Annotated in this window: 12 protein-coding genes; 5 read left to right on the forward strand and 7 right to left on the reverse strand. The window is 44.4% G+C overall.

All coding sequences use genetic code 11. The annotated features are described in order from the left end of the window. Positions 1–265: 265 nt before the first annotated feature. Entirely contained in the window at positions 266–883 is a 618-nt protein-coding gene (locus tag DSM107010_RS07460; protein WP_241994154.1) for an exopolysaccharide biosynthesis protein, read from the forward strand. Between the two features lie 67 nt (positions 884–950). Here DSM107010_RS07460 and DSM107010_RS07465 read toward each other — a convergent pair whose 3' ends face one another. From DSM107010_RS07465 to DSM107010_RS07490, 6 genes are all read right to left on the reverse strand, one after another. Then, the gene (locus tag DSM107010_RS07465; protein ID WP_106218606.1) at positions 951–2,159 is read right to left on the reverse strand and encodes a chromate transporter; all 1,209 of its coding nucleotides are present in this window, start codon (positions 2,157–2,159) and stop codon (positions 951–953) included. A gap of 22 nt (positions 2,160–2,181) precedes the next feature. Continuing rightward, the gene (locus DSM107010_RS07470) at positions 2,182–2,799 is read right to left on the reverse strand and encodes a TVP38/TMEM64 family protein (RefSeq protein WP_106168228.1); all 618 of its coding nucleotides are present in this window, start codon (positions 2,797–2,799) and stop codon (positions 2,182–2,184) included. After that, positions 2,799–4,679, reverse strand: coding sequence for an aspartate kinase (locus DSM107010_RS07475; protein WP_106168227.1), 1,881 nt, complete (start codon positions 4,677–4,679; stop codon positions 2,799–2,801). Before DSM107010_RS07475 ends, DSM107010_RS07470 begins: the two co-directional genes overlap by 1 nt. A 150-nt stretch (positions 4,680–4,829) precedes the next feature. Further along, positions 4,830–6,035: a hybrid sensor histidine kinase/response regulator gene (locus tag DSM107010_RS07480; RefSeq protein ID WP_015157284.1), complete on the reverse strand. Its 1,206-nt coding sequence runs from the start codon at positions 6,033–6,035 to the stop codon at positions 4,830–4,832. A 64-nt stretch (positions 6,036–6,099) separates the two neighbouring features. After that, a complete protein-coding gene (locus DSM107010_RS07485) occupies positions 6,100–6,546 on the reverse strand; it encodes a response regulator (RefSeq protein WP_015157285.1) in 447 nt (148 codons plus the stop codon). Continuing rightward, the gene (locus DSM107010_RS07490; protein ID WP_106168226.1) at positions 6,494–8,800 is read right to left on the reverse strand and encodes a sensor histidine kinase; all 2,307 of its coding nucleotides are present in this window, start codon (positions 8,798–8,800) and stop codon (positions 6,494–6,496) included. Before DSM107010_RS07490 ends, DSM107010_RS07485 begins: the two co-directional genes overlap by 53 nt. A gap of 939 nt (positions 8,801–9,739) precedes the next feature. Between DSM107010_RS07490 and argZ the strand changes: the two genes are divergently transcribed. The 3 genes from argZ (at position 9,740) to DSM107010_RS07505 (ending at position 13,041) form a co-directional block, all read left to right on the forward strand. After that, a complete protein-coding gene (argZ, locus tag DSM107010_RS07495) occupies positions 9,740–11,851 on the forward strand; it encodes a bifunctional arginine dihydrolase/ornithine cyclodeaminase (RefSeq protein WP_015157287.1) in 2,112 nt (703 codons plus the stop codon). A gap of 218 nt (positions 11,852–12,069) precedes the next feature. Beyond that, positions 12,070–12,366, forward strand: a complete 297-nt coding sequence (locus DSM107010_RS07500; RefSeq protein WP_106168225.1) for a hypothetical protein — start codon at positions 12,070–12,072, stop codon at positions 12,364–12,366. A 213-nt stretch (positions 12,367–12,579) separates the two neighbouring features. Continuing rightward, a complete protein-coding gene (locus tag DSM107010_RS07505; protein WP_015157289.1) occupies positions 12,580–13,041 on the forward strand; it encodes an Hsp20/alpha crystallin family protein in 462 nt (153 codons plus the stop codon). Positions 13,042–13,185: 144 nt separating this feature from the next. On the opposite strand, the gene DSM107010_RS07510 is transcribed toward DSM107010_RS07505, so the two are convergent. Then, positions 13,186–13,983: an N-formylglutamate amidohydrolase gene (locus tag DSM107010_RS07510; protein WP_127022694.1), complete on the reverse strand. Its 798-nt coding sequence runs from the start codon at positions 13,981–13,983 to the stop codon at positions 13,186–13,188. Positions 13,984–14,251: 268 nt separating this feature from the next. Between DSM107010_RS07510 and ggt the strand changes: the two genes are divergently transcribed. Next, positions 14,252–15,805 (forward strand): gamma-glutamyltransferase, encoded by a 1,554-nt coding sequence (gene ggt / locus DSM107010_RS07515; protein WP_127022697.1) that lies wholly within the window; start codon positions 14,252–14,254, stop codon positions 15,803–15,805. Positions 15,806–15,852: the final 47 nt, after the last annotated feature.

Below are 15,852 nucleotides of genomic sequence, written 5' to 3' on the forward strand. Positions count from 1 at the left end.
GGTGTAGGGGAGCCAGTGCGGGAGGTCGGTGCGTTGCGGGGGTGGCGCGATCGCGGACTTCGTCGCCCCCCGTTGTAGCAACTGGCGTTGTCGGGTGTGGAGATTGTAAATTTCTTTCTCCCTTGTCCCCCTTCGCCCCCTAATCCCCACTCCCTTCGGTCGCGGGGAAGAGCGAGTTCCCCCTTGTCTTCCTTGTCCCCCTTGTCCCCCTTGTCCCCCTTGTCCCTCCGTTATCATGCCTTCTACGACCAAATCCTCCCCAGGCTTGCACACTTCTAGATTGCTGCGGCAGTTTCTAGAACGGCACGCCGAACAAGAGTATGTCAGTTTAGGGGAGTTAGTGGAAGAGTTGGGCGATCGCGCTTATGGTCCTTTACTGGTCATCTGCGCTTTACCAGAAGCATTACCCCTCCCTGTGGCGGGTGTATCGGCGATTATTGCAATTCCGTTAATGCTGGTTTCGGCGCAATTAAGTTTGGGTTTTTCTCGTCCTTATCTACCAAAATGGCTAGCTAAACGGCGTTGGAAGCAAAAAAATTTAGCTAAGGTAGTAGAAAAAGGGCTGAATTACCTCGCAAAAGCTGAAAAAATCGTCCGTCCCCGTTGGGGTTTTATCACTTCGCGATTGGCGCAAAGGTTGTTAGGATTATTTATCTTATTGATGGCGATAGTTATTGCCTTGCCTATCCCGCTAGGAAATATGCTGCCCGCGATCGCGATCGTTGTCATTAGTCTAGGTATGAGTGAAGGTGATGGCTTACTCGTCATTGTGGGAGTCGTGGCAGCTAGTATTATTCTGGCAGTCATGGTCAGCGCGATCGGTTTTGTTGCTAATAGTTTGAGAAGTTCTTTTCAACAACTCCGACAACAACTTAATTTTTAGTCAAATTAAAAGTCACGCATCAATACCCCAATATTTTTAATAATGAAATAGAAGTTGGGGAGATTTTTTACCTTACTAATTGTAAGATTAAGCCAATAATTCCCCCAGCTAAAACTAGCCAAGCAGAATTAATCTTGAAGCGGAAAACAGCGATCGCGCTAACAATTGCTAAAACTACAGTCACGATATCTATCAATGCTGTGCGTCCCAAAGTATATGAAACAACAGCCATCAAGCCCAAAGATGCAGCATTCACTCCATCTAAAAAACCACCAACTAAAGTAGATTGACGTAGTTTTGGAACCCAGGGATTGATAATGCCAACGAGTACAAACGCAGGTAGAAAAATTCCGATTGTAGCCGCGATCGCCCCTGCATGACCAGCTAAAAGATAGCCGATGAAAGTAGCAGTAGTAAACACGGGACCAGGGGTAAATTGACCGATTGCAACTGCATCTAAAAGCTGTTGAGATGTTAGCCACTGATTGCGTTCTACCAAATCTCGTTGCAAAAATGCCAGTAAAACATAACCACTGCCGTACAGCACCGAACCAATTTTGAGGAAAAATAGAAACACATTCAGCCAGCCTACAGGTGGAGTAGGGGTTGTATGACCTGCTTGTGCCAGCGGCAAAGATAGCGGCAACAGCCAAGCTGCCGCATTACCCCGACTACGCCCCAGACTTTTTACCAACATCACACTCAGTCCCGCCAGTAACAGCAATACGATTTCATCCCAGCCAAAAAAAAAGGCGACTATGACCGCTACTGCTACTATCCCCGTTGGTACGTCCTTAATTGCTTTTTGACCTAACTTCCACAATGCTTGTAAGACGATCGCGATGATAACGGGTTTGATCCCGTAGAGCAATCCTTCAGCTTGGGGTAAAGTTTGATATTGCTTGTAGGCGATCGCCAATACCCAGACGATCGACATGGCAGGTAAAATAAAGCAGGTTCCCGCGATAATCAAACCGCGCCATCCTGCCCGTTCGTAGCCGATGTGAATAGCTAGTTCTGTAGAATTGGGTCCGGGAATTAAGTTAGTTACGCCCAGCAAATCGAGTAGTTTCTCGCGACTCATCCACTGCCTGCGCTTTGCCACCTCATCATCCATCATGGCGATATGTGCGGCGGGACCACCAAAGGCGATCGTACCTAACTTGAGAAATACTACTGCTAATTCTCGCAGTCTTTGCTTTTTTTGCTGCGAATTGAGGGCAGTATAGGGAATTTGCTGTTCTTCCGGTCGAATTCCTTCAGTTTCCTGAGACATCGGTTATCAGTTATCAGTTTTTCTACAATTTCGCCAACGCTTTACGAGCGATCCGAGTCACGTACAGAGTTACCGTTACCGTAGCAATAAAACCAATTATCCGAATTATCCATACGACAGTTGAATTGGTGGGGCGATCGCTACTGCTAATTGTGGCAAGGCTACCAGCTAGAGAGCCAAGATAAACATACATGACTGTCCCAGGCAACATTCCCACCGAGCCAAGGAAATAATCTTTGAGCGAAACTTGAGTGATGCTAAAAGCGTAGTTTAACAGGCTAAAGGGAAATATTGGTGAAAGTCTGGTTAACAAAACAATTTTGAATCCCTCTTTTCCAACTGCCTCGTCAATGGCTTGAAATTTTTGCTGACTGGCAATTTTTTTTGCCACCCATCCCCGCGCCAGATAACGCCCAACTAAAAAAGCTGCGGTGGCTCCCAAAGTCGCACCGATAAATACATAAATCGAACCGAAAACTGCCCCGTAAACAACCCCCGCACCCAAGGTAAGAATTGTGCCTGGAATCAAAGCAACCGTGGCAATGACGTACAGCAAGATAAACGCGATCGCGCCTATAGCACCAAGATTTTCTATTCCTTGCAAAGCTTGCCGTAACAGTTCTGGTAAATTAATCTCCATCACGCCGAGACTTGAATTGCACCGCTACCACTCAACCCAAAAGCAGCATGAATTGCCTGGAGTGCGGCAACTCCTTGTTCTTGAGCGACGACACAACTAATTTTAATTTCGGAAGTCGCGATCATTTGAATATTAATTTGTTCTCGTGCCAAGGCAGCAAACATCTTTGCCGCGACTCCTGGTTGACCGACCATTCCCGCACCGACGACGCTGACCTTAGCGATCGCAGTATCTACCACGACTTGTCCCCAGCCATGCTCCGACGCTGCTTGTTCTAAGGCTTGCTTCGCAGCTGCCGCATCCATCTGCGCTACCGTACAAACAATATCCCGCTTCGGCACGCCGTCCGCAATCCGACAGCGTTGAGATTGAATAATCGTATCCACGCTAATATTCTCCCGCGCCAACAATCCGAACAATCTCGCTGCTAACCCAGGGCGATCCGGTACTTGGAGAATTGCTAAACGGGCTTGGTTGATGTCTAAGGCTACACCGCGTACTGGGGGAGTGGGTAATTGGTAGTTGGTAGTTTTTTCTTCCTCGTCTCCCTTGTCCCCCTTGTCTCCCTTGTCTCCCTTGTCTCCCTTGTCCCCTTGTCCTTTCACCTCAATCCGCTCGTCTCCCACACCAAAAGCAGATCGCAGGGCTGCGACAGCGCGATCGCCGTCGCTGGCATCGATAACGCAACTGACTTTGACTTCTGAGGTAGAAATCATTTGAATGTTAACTCCTGCCTCAGCTAGGGTCGAAAACATTTGCGCCGCTACCCCAGGACGACCGATCATGCCTGCCCCGTCGATGCTGACTTTGGCAATGTGCGGCTGCACCATCACTTCTGCTTCCTCCGATTTCGGGTCGGGATGGGAGCGCAACACGGGTGCGATCGCGGCGGCGACTGCTTCTGTTTGCCTGAGTAGCGAAGTCGTGACGGTAAAAGCAATGTCGTTGCTGTTGCCTTCGTGGATCGACTGGACGATCAAATCTACGTCTAAGCCTTGACGGGCAATCTCGCTAAATAGCCGTGCTGCTATTCCTGGGCGATCGGGGACGCGCAACAAAGCAATTCTAGCTTGATCTGCGTCCAGTTCTACCCCATCAACCGGACGGGCAATTTCTAAATCTACCAGCGGACGGGGTTGAGGTTTGGGCGAAACCACCCAAGTTCCAGGATCGCTCGTCCAACTGGAACGCACGACCAGGGGTACGCCGTAATTACGAGCAATTTCTACCGCTCTCGGATGTAAGACCTTTGCCCCCAAACTGGCAAGTTCTAGCATCTCGTTGCAAGTAATTTCTGTCATTAACTGCGCTTCTGGGACGAGACGGGGATCTGTGGTCAGAATCCCTGGAACATCTGTATAAATTTCGCAACAATCGGCGCGAAGTGCTGCTGCTAGCGCTACGGCTGAAGTATCGGAGCCACCCCGCCCCAAGGTGGTAATTTCTAATTCTTCCGTACTGGTAATACCTTGAAACCCAGCAACAACCACAACTTTACCAATTTTCAGTTGCTTTTCAATCCGAGATGTTTGAATGTGTAAGATCCGCGCCCGCGTGTGTTCTGCTTCGGTGACGATCCCCACCTGAGCGCCCGTGAGCGAAATTGCTGGTTGTCCCAATTCTTGTAATGCCATGCTTAACAGGGCAATCGTCACCTGTTCTCCTGTTGAGAGCAACATATCCATTTCCCGGCGACTGGGATTAGCGGAAACTTCATGCGCTAGTTTGACCAGTGCATCGGTAGACTTACCCATCGCAGAAACGACAACCACCAAAGCGTTTCCTGCTTTCACTGTTTGGAGAACGCGATCTGCCACAGCTTGAATGCGTTCCACCGAACCGACCGAAGTACCACCGTATTTCTGGACAATCAGAGCCATAACTTTGAAAAGGGAGCAGAGGTAAGGGAGCAGGGAGCAGAGGGGACAAGGGAGACAAGGGAGCAATTCTAGCTACTAGTCACCAGCCACTAATCACTATTAAGATTAGCGCATAAGATTAGCACGAATTAAGGAGCGATCGCCTCGTTGCTACAACTGCTCGATCGATTGCATAAATACGGGGCAAACATCGCCGATTCCCTTGATTAACGGTAGGGTGACTGTAAAAGTCGTACCCATTCCCACCGTGCTTTCCAAGGTAATTTCACCGCTATGTGCAGTAACACATTTTTTCACAATTGCCAATCCTAAACCAGTCCCAGGAATCTTCTCGGCATTATGAGCGCGAAAAAAAGGCTGAAACAGCTGTGCTTGGTCTGCTTGAGGAATACCGATCCCTTGGTCTTGAAATCGAAAGATCGCAGTTTTTTCTTCAACGATCAGTTCAAACTGTACCTGACCGCCAGCAGGAGAATATTTAATTGCGTTGTTGAGTAAATTACTTAAAATATGTTTTAACAAACTCTCATCCCAGACCGAACCATGCAAGCGATCGCAATGGTGGCAACGAAAAGTTAAGATCGAGTCTTTCGCGTTGGTGCTTAATTTTGCTTCCTCTACAAGTTTGTTGCAAAACTGCTCTAATTCCATTGGGATGAGCTTGCATTTGAGTTTGCCTGCTTCAGCTTGGCTCAAAAGCAAAAATTCATCTAATAGCCTAGCCATGTCGTTAATGGCAGAACGAATCAATTGAAAGTGAGCGAACTTTTTTTCTTGGCTTAATTTTTGGTCGTTATTTTGTAGCAATCCAGTTGCTAGTAGAATAGTCGTTAGGGGACTGCGAAAATCGTGCGAGAGGATGGAAGCAAAATCAGATTTAAACTGATTCATTTCTTTGGCTTTAACTAATTCGGCAGTGCGTTCCTGCACGCTCACTTCTAAAGCTTGATTGACTGTTTTTAACGCTTCAGCTACCTGCTTGCGTTCGATCGCATAGCATAAAGAACGTATCAGCACGCCTGAATTGACCTGTCGTTTGACAAGATAATCCTGCGCTCCCTGGCGGACTGCTTCTAGAGCCAGATCGTCATCATTCGTATTTGTCAGCACGACGATGGGAAGGCTGGGAACGGCTTTGAGTAATGGTATGAGCGATCCTAACCCAGCGCTATCCGGTAGAGTTAAGTCTAACAGAACAACATCAAAGCAATTCTCTTGCAATCGGTCGAGCGCTTCCTGCAATCGCTGGGCGTGTACTAGTTCAAACTGCTTGACTGGAGACTCCTTCAGCAGCTCTCGCATGAGTCTGGCTTCTGCCAAGTTGTCTTCAATCAACAGAACTTTTACCGGAGTCATGGTGAAGTCAAAAGTCAGAAGTCAAAAGTCAAAAGTCATACACATAATTATCGGCATACGAGGATTAATTTACAGGCAAAGTTACGGTAGAAAGCCAAAACTCTTCAATTCCTTTGACAATTTGAAACAATTGGCTGAGGTTGCGAGACTTGGTAATGTAGCAGTTGACGTGTAAATCGTAGCTGTGACAAATATCTTCCTCGTTTTTGGAGGTAGTCAAGATCACGACAGGGATACGTCGCAGTTGGGGATCGGCTTTAATTTCTGCCAAAACTTCCCGACCGTCTTTCTTGGGTAAGTTGAGATCGAGCAGAATTAAATCTGGGTGGGGTGCGTCGGTATATTCTCCTTCTTGACGCAAAAAAGCGATCGCATCCATCCCGTTTCGTACAGATAAAACTTGGTTGGGGATGGTACTGCGTTTGAGTGCTTCTTCCACCAAGCGGACATCAGCTTTATTATCCTCTACTAGGAAAATGGTTCTGAGTTTTTCTGCCGTGCCTGTACTCATATTTCTTACCTCCGGCGGGAATTGTAAAGTAGAATGTTGCACCTTGACCTAATTCTGAAGCCACCCAGATATCTCCTCGATGGCATTCAACGACTTTTTGGCAAATTGCCAAACCCATTCCCGTACCGGAATATTCATCTCTGGTATGCAAGCGTTGGAAAATGACAAAAATGCGATCGCTAAACTGGGGATCGATACCGATCCCGTTATCTTTAACGGAAAATAACCAGGCATCTTCTAGTGGTGAGACACCAATATGAATCATAGGTGGCTTGTCGCTACGAAACTTGATCGCATTCCCAATCAGATTTTGAAATAGCTGAAGCATCTGCGTGCTATCTGCTAATACTGTTGGTAGTGGATCGTAAGAAATTGTAGCTCCCGTTTCTGAAATTCGTCCCTGTAAGCCACTGAGAGCGCGTTTTAAGGCTACCTCCAAATCTACGGGTTGAAATTCGACATTCTGTCGATCTACCTTGGAATAAGCTAGTACGTCATCTATGAGCGTCTGCATGAGGCTGACTCCCGATACCGCATAGCTAATAAATTCTTTAGCATCTTCATCGAGCTGTTCTTGATAGCGCATCTCTAACAACTGGACGTAATTCGCAACTTGATTTAATGGTTCTTGTAAGTCGTGGGAAGCGACGTAGGCAAACTTTTTCAGTTCGGCATTAGAACGTTCTAAATCGTAGGCGATTTGTGATAGTTCTTCTGCTTGTCTTAAAACTATCTCAATTGTGGCTTTACGCAGATCGATCGCGGCTTTGATTTCTACTTTCTTCCACGGCAAAGATTTACCCTGTACGGTTTCTTGCCATAATTGAAAGGATTTGCGGGGAGACAAATATACGCTGTCATTCTCCCGACCGAATTCAAATGCCTCATGTGGATTACCACCCCAATTCACTGTTTGGATGACTTCAGGACGAAACCATAAAATATAGCTTTTGTCGGCAATAGGAATCGCTAACAAGCCACTAGCAACATGTTTGTAAATTTCTGCTTCTGGAAATACTAGTGGTAGGGTATCCGTGTAGAAAACTTCCTCATCTCGAAACTGGTATCTTAACCACTGTAAGATAACATTTAAGTTCTCTTGCTTTGGAACTTGCCCAATCGTCGTCCATTCGTTATTAAAATAGATGGCTGCTCCTTGAGCGTCAACTAATTCTAATAAGTTCGGTTCTTGTTTAACTAAACCATCAATCCAGTTTTCGGCTTGCGACATATATTCGACTAGTTGCGATCGCACATATGTGATGTGAAGGTTATAGTCGTAATCGTCTGTTTCTTCTATTGCCGAAATTTCGGCAAAAATCATTCGTCCGAGAAACTCGCAAGCTTTACGTAGCTCGTAAGATACATATTTAGGCGATCGATGGTGACAAGCAATTAACCCCCAAAGTTTGTCTTCTTTAATTAAAGAAATTGTTAAAGAAGCACCCACTTCCATATTATGTAAGTACTTAAGATGACAGGAAGATGCACTTCTTAAGGTTGAATGAGTCAAATCTAGCGGACGTAAATTTGTCGGGTTAATTAAAGGAAAAAGTTCTACTGGTTTAGCATGAGCGTTGGGAATTATTCTAATCCAATTGGAACAAAACAGTTTTCTTGCTGGTTTAGGAATATCCGACTCGGGAAAGTGCAATCCTAAGTAAGCTTCCATATCATCTAATTTTTCTTCGGCAATGACAACACCATGTCCGTCGTTGTCAAATTTATAGAGCATCACGCGATCGAATCCCGTGACTTTACGTACTTCTTGAACGATAACTTGACCGAAATCTTGTAATTTTGTTGTTGTCGCCAATCTATTAATTGAGGCTCTAGCTAGGTGATAAAAACTTAAAAATGGTATATTTTCTTGAGTCAGAGCTGGTTCTAATTCTAAAATTAGAAATTTATCGCGGTTGCGGTGGAAAATGCCGTCAAATACTACGTAATCGTCTCCTTTAAGTCTCAACCAAATTTTTATAGGGTTGAGCAGATCGAAGTTTTCTTCTGCTAGTCCTAGTTTGATTCTTTCTATTTGATAAGAGTCGAGCAGATCTTCTAGATTCTGCAAAACCAATTCTTCAGGGGAAATTCCAAAAACAGAAAATGCATTAGTACTGACTTGTAAAATTTTGAGGTTTGGCTCTTCTAAAACTAGAATGACTCCGTGTGATTGAATTTGGTTAATTAGTTGAACTGGTTCTTCATCCCAAAGGGAAAATTCAACATCTGTTACTTGCAAGTTTTCTGACACAAAGAGCCTCCCCTGAAAAGTCAAAGGTTAAAAGTCAAAATAATGGAAACTATGTTGCACGACTTTTTGTTGAGTTGAGATGCAAAATTAAGAGTAAAAGCAAAATTATGTGTTGTCATAATGCAATTTTTCTAGTAGGTTGACGCATGACACTACTAGCTTTATCCGTAATATTTATTAGTCGGTCTATATAAGTAAATTTATGGAAAACGGTTGCTTTTCTCTATTTCCTCAAATGTTACTCGCGCCAACAGCTTAACATAGCGTTTTTTGCGATCGAGGTAAATGTTAAGAAAAATTAGTAGTTCTTGAATTCAGTGACTAATTATGATGAAAAATAGCTGCATTTTTGCAATACAAAAGCTAGCTAGGTAATTGGTAAATGTTAGTTGGTAGTGGGTTTACAGGTTGAAAAGCGCGATTATTATTTAGTTGCTAACCCTTCGTTGTGAATTATGTAGAAAATATTAAAAATAGCAGAATTGGGCAATAGTTCGTGCTATTTGCTAGCGAGCTAAAAATCAAGCCAGCTTGACTAATTTATCGCCATAATCTGTCGTTACTATGAGCGATCGCGATTTTATAGTAGCGATTTTATAGTAGGGTGGGCAATGCCCACCTATACTCAATTGGCTTTTATCTACAGCAAATTAGTTAAGCTAACACGCAAATTATTAAAAATAGCTGCAATATCGCTAATTCAGCCAATAAGAGTAAATACTTAATCTCATCAAGAATTGCGAAGCACAAACATTGCGATCGCCCCCTCACAAGCCATTTCATCCTACTGTTCCTCAAAGTAATAGAATGAAGATCTAGAATTGCAGTTGCAATATAGTTGCATTGAGTACAGATTCCGTAACAATTTCTACAGAATTGGTGACATAAAAATCTGTATTCATGAAGAGTTTGTCATCTTGACCCAATAGAAAGCTTTCTATGAGTTCTTCGATCCGCTTCTTAATGTGCGCCCCCGACCACTATGATGTGGACTACGTGATTAACCCCTGGATGGAGGGTAACATTCACAAGTCCTCCCGCGATCGCGCCGTCGAACAGTGGCAAAAGTTGTTCCATGTCCTAAAGGAACAAGCCGTTGTCGATTTGGTGCAACCGCAACCAGGCGTACCAGACATGGTATTTACTGCGAATGCAGGCTTGGTTTTGGGGGATACAGTTGTCCTCAGCCGATTCTTCCACAAGGAGCGTCAGGGAGAAGAACCATTCTTCAAGCAGTGGTTTGAGTCCAAAGGTTACACGGTACACGAACTGCCTAAAGACTTACCATTTGAAGGTGCTGGAGATGCACTGCTAGATCGGGAAGGACGCTGGTTATGGGCTGGGTATGGCTTCCGTTCCGAACTCGATTCTCACCCTTATCTCGCCAAATGGCTTGATATTGAAGTGTTATCCTTGCGCTTGATGGACGAGCGCTTCTACCACCTCGATACCTGTTTTTGTCCCTTGAGTGGCGGTTATCTCCTCTACTATCCTCCCGCTTTTGATTCCTATTCCAACCGTCTGATTGAAATGCGGGTTCCAGCTGAAAAGCGGATCGCTATCAAAGAAGCCGATGCGGTGAACTTCGCCTGTAACGCCGTCAATATCGACTCGGTAGTGGTGATGAATAAGGCGAGCGAAGATTTAAAAGCTCGCTTGACTAAACTGGGATTTCAGGTAATTGAAACCCCGCTGACAGAATTCCTCAAAGCTGGGGGAGCCGCCAAATGTCTGACGTTGCGGGTGACAGAACCAGTACGGGAAGAAGTCCACGCCAGCACGCCTGTGGAAAGTCGTGCTGTCCGTATGGAAGGACATTTGTTGGATTCCGGTTTAATCAACCGCGCTTTAGATGCGATCGTGGAAAATGGCGGTAGCTTCCAAGTGCTGAATTTTAGCTTGGGAGAACAGCGACAAAGCACGTCTTCGGCTGAGGTGAAGGTAACAGCGCCATCGCGCGACGTGATGGAAGAGATTATATCTCAGCTAATCGATTTGGGTGCTGTGCCGCGTCCGCAAGAAGTTTGCGACGTGAATATGGAACCCGTACATCAAGCGGGTGTAGCTCCCGATGATTTTTACGTGACGACGATTTATCCGACAGAAGTGCGGGTAAATTGCGAGTGGGTGAAGGTGCAAAATCAGCGCATGGATGGCGCGATCGCAGTTACATTTAATTCTGGTAGTCCCGTGGCTCGGTGCAAGTTATTACGGGATCTAGAAGTCGGCGAACACGTCATCGTTGGAATTGAAGGAATTCGTACCATTCGCAAGACGGAATCGCGGGAACAGCGCAACAAGCAAGAATTTAGTTTTATGTCGGCTGGAGTCTCCAGCGAACGTCGCGTCGAATTAGTGGTGGAACAAGTTGCTTGGGAACTGCGACAAGTGCGCGACCAAGGTGGTAAGGTGGTTGTCACGGCTGGACCCGTAGTAATTCATACAGGTGGCGGGGAACACCTATCGCAGTTAATCCGCCAAGGCTACGTGCAAGCTTTGTTGGGTGGAAACGCGATCGCCGTCCACGATATCGAGCAAAATATGATGGGGACTTCCCTCGGTGTTGATATGAAGCGAGGAGTCGCCGTACAGGGAGGACACCGCCACCACTTGAAGGTTATCAACACGATCCGGCGTTATGGCAGTATTGCTAAGGCTGTCGAGCAAGGTGTATTGCAAAGCGGAGTCATGTACGAATGCGTCCGTAACAACGTCCCCTTCTGCTTAGCGGGTTCGATTCGAGATGATGGTCCTTTACCTGACACCGAGATGGATTTAATTAAAGCTCAAACCGAATATGCTCGGTTATTACAGGGAGCAGATATGATTTTAATGCTCTCCTCGATGCTGCATTCGATCGGTGTAGGGAATATGACTGCTGCTGGGGTGAAAATGGTCTGCGTCGATATTAACCCCGCCGTAGTCACAAAACTGAGCGATCGCGGTTCGGTTGAATCTGTGGGTGTAGTAACGGATGTAGGATTATTCCTGAGTTTGTTAGTACAGCAGTTGGATAAGTTGACCAGTCCTTATCACTTGGTACAAGTCTAATCTCAAGTGATAGGGTGCGTTTTGAAAACGCACCTTACTAAGAATTACTGTCTGTTGGGTAGCACAGCCGTGCTACCTATTTTTGTCGAAATCCGCAATGGTACGGTATGCACTCACGGCTAAATTTACATATTGTAATAATATGAACGAAATTTATTTTCAGGTAATAGCTATCTGTAACTTATCCTCTGCTGGGTCAATAGATAACAGAAAAAATTATGCAACCTACCATGTCATCTCTTTCCAATCGCGATTTTAAAAATAATCCATTTCTCTCCCCAGGTGAATACTGTACCTGCCATATTGGTATATCAGAATCAGATGAGCGGATGGCTGCAATTATAGTCAATAAGCAATACTATAGTTTTTTTAAGTCAGTTAAAGATAGAGAAAAAGCCTTAAGTGTAATTAATAAGCTTCAAGAAAAAGGCAACGATGCTTTAATTGTTAAAACCCCTAAAGGATTTTCAATTTGGGTTTTAGAACCTACAGCATATTTGTGTAAACCGAAATGAGCAGTAGAGGCGCACAGCTGTGCGCCCCTACCCTGTCACAATTACGGGAAGAAGAACACGACATAGGCAAAGAACCGAACATCCCTCAATGAGTGCCTTTGGTAGCCTAATATTGGGTTGAGAAAAGTCAACCCCCGATAAATAAACAGCTGTTGAGTCGGAAATTCAGTTAACACACATTAGCTAGAGATACAGCAAAGTTCGGAGGTAATTATGGCACTAGTACGTTGGGAACCATTCCGCGAATTTGAAATGGAACCATTCCGCGAATTTGGCAGCTTACAAAGAGAAATGAACCGTTTGTTTGACAGCTTGTCACCTCGCACTGGTGGTAATGGTGGGATGGCGTTCGTACCCGCAGCTGAATTGCAAGAAACACCAGAAGCAATTCACCTGAAACTCGAAGTTCCTGGAATGGAAGCTAAAGATTTAGACGTACAAGTAACATCTGAAGCTGTTGCAATTAGCGGCGAACGTAAATCTGAAACCAAGACTGAAGAAAAAGGTGTAACTCGTTCTGAATTTCGTTATGGTTCGTTCCGTCGCGTCATTCCACTGCCAACGAGAATTCAGCATGAAAACGTCCAAGCTAACTATCAAAATGGCGTTCTAACTCTCACATTACCGAAAGCAGAAGAAGAAAAGAATAAGGTTGTGAAAGTTAATATCGGATAAATTCTCAGTCAGGTAGGTGAATTCCTACCTGACTATTTACTGTTTGTAATACGAAGAGATTGAGCGAATAGAATTCGCGACTACACAGGCTAAGTCCGCCGTTGACTCGAATCGCGATCGCAACTAGCCTCTAAATTAGCAAATTTAATATTTTCGTCTGGTTTCTACCGCTAGCTGCTTCAATATCCCTGGTACAGTCGATTGTAAGGCGTGGCGGATCGCTTCTAATTGCTCTAAATCTACTTCGTTCGTCCATTCATCCATAAAAAACTTTTTAACTTCAATCGAGAGGACGCAAGCAGAATCAGGAAACTTTTGATGTACCCAAGTAGGAAAATGTCCGCCGTAAAATTTGACATTTTCTCTTACGTCAAGTTGCCTTCCCAAAAAATCAAAGTTGCGAAGATCCGAGAGAAAACTTTGGATGATAGAATGCCAGCGATCGCGATCCAGCGTGGCAGTGCCTAAATTGATTTCTGGATTATATCTCGGATCGGCAGGTTCAGCATCCCGTCCCAAACGGCGATGATTGTAAGTATGCAGTTCAAATACAACAAAACGTCCGTGACGGCGTTCTAAATCTCTAAAAATTCGTTCTAAATTAGCATAAAAAGTATCGTATTCAGCTAAGGAACGGGCAAGAATTTCAGCTGATGGTACGGATTGCCAAACTTCCAAACCCCATGCATCTCTGGGGTCAATATAAACTGCTTTTTCTCTAGGACGGTTGAGATCTAATTCAAACCGCGATCGCTTTACCACAATTTGCGTATCTGCGATCGTCGTCCAAGCCGCCGTAAATGGGTCTTCTTCTCGCCAGCGATCGGCTTCGCTGATGACCATTAAATCTGCAACTTCCTGCCTGACATCATGACCGTCATGTAAAGCTACAGCCGCGATCGCGCCATTTCCAACTCGCTCTAATACCCAGCAGGGATTCATCAGTTATCAGTTATCAGTTATCAGCAAATAGAAAGTAAGTAGCAGTTTTAAAAGTATTATTTGACCTAATTTTTAGTAAATTGGTTTTTCCTTTGCTAAATACTCATTAGCATTTTTATTTTCTCGTATGTAGTGTACTATAAACTGTAATGAATCACACTTTTTAACTTCTGACTTCTGTACTGGTGGGTTTACCAAAAAACTTTGTACTGAACGGAAATTATAGGTAAACCCGCCCTTACGACTTCTTTTGTGGTAGTCTGCAAACATGGGCAAGGTTACACGCGGTACGATCGCGGCTGGAGATGCAAGAACCGCCGCAGCAGGAATTGAAATGTTTCGCCTGGGTGGGAATGCTTTTGATGCAGCCGCCGCTGCTGTTTTAGCTTCATTTGTCACCGAATCATCGCTGACTTCTGCTGCTGGTGGAGGTTTTCTGTTAGCGCATACTCAGAACAATCAGAATATTTTATTTGATTTCTTTTCCCAAACTCCGATTCATAAAAGACCTCAACAAGAAGTTGATTTTTATCCAATAGACGTTAACTTTGGCGATGCTATTCAAGAATTTCATATTGGACTGGGTGCGATCGCTACGCCAGGAAATATTGGTGGTATTTATCACGTTCAACAAAAGTTAGGTAAATTACCTTTTTATGTCGTTACCGAACCAGTAATTCACTATGCTAAATATGGTATAGAAGTGAATGAGTTTCAAACTTACTGCTGGCAAATTTTACAACCAATTTTGACAGCTACCAAAGCAGCACGACAAATTTACGCGCCGCAAGGCGTGTTGCTGGAGGTAGGGGATAAATTATTCATGCCTGATTTTGCCGCAACTTTAAATTATCTTGCCGAACGAGGGGTGCAAGAGTTTTATCGAGGAGATATTGCCCGACAATTAATTAAAGATTGTCAAACCGATGGCGGTTATTTAACTGATGCAGATTTAGCAGAATATCAAGTCATTGAAAGAGAACCGCTGACGATTAACTATCGAGGGAATACACTATTAACAAATCCACCTCCTAGTTCGGGAGGAATGTTGATTGCTTTTGCTTTAGAATTATTGGCTCAACTCGATTTATCTAAAATTGGTTTTGGTACGCCGCTACACTTACAAATTCTTACAGCAGTCATGCGATTAACCGATCGCGCTAGAAAAGAAAAGTACGATACTAATGTTTATCAAACTAATATAGCAGAAACATTTTTAGCTGCTGCTCAAATTACCGAATATGCATCGCAATTAAATTCAGTTGTGAATAAATGGGGTAGTACTACCCATCTTAGCGTTGTAGATGATGAAGGAAATGCCGCTAGCGTCACAACTTCTAATGGAGAGGGTTGTGGTTACATTATTCCAGGTACGGGCATCATGCTAAATAATATGCTAGGTGAGGACGATATAAATCCACATGGTTTTCATCAATGGCAAGAAAATGTCCGAATTTCTTCAATGATGTCGCCCACAATTGTATTAAAAGACAATCGCCCTGAAATTGTTTTAGGTTCTGGTGGTTCTAAGCGAATTAGAACGGCTATTTTACAAGTTATTTCTAATATTATTGATTTTCAAATGCCTGTAGATCTAGCTGTGAATAGTTCTCGCCTGCATTGGGAAGATAATGTCTTGAATCTGGAACCAGGGTGGAATGAAGAAGCGATCGCTAACTTAATTTCTGCTGATGAAACATCCCTATTATGGAACAAGCAGAATATGTTTTTTGGCGGCGTGCATACAGTCATGGAAGATGAGTCGGGAATCATTTCAGGTGCGGGAGATAAACGACGCAATGGTGCGATCGCATCTATCTAAACCCCCCTTGATTGAATGTCGGCTGGTAGGGGCGCACAGCTAGCTGT

The sequence above is a fragment of the Chroococcidiopsis cubana SAG 39.79 genome, from assembly GCF_003991895.1.
Classification (GTDB): Bacteria; Cyanobacteriota; Cyanobacteriia; order Cyanobacteriales; family Chroococcidiopsidaceae; genus Chroococcidiopsis; species Chroococcidiopsis thermalis.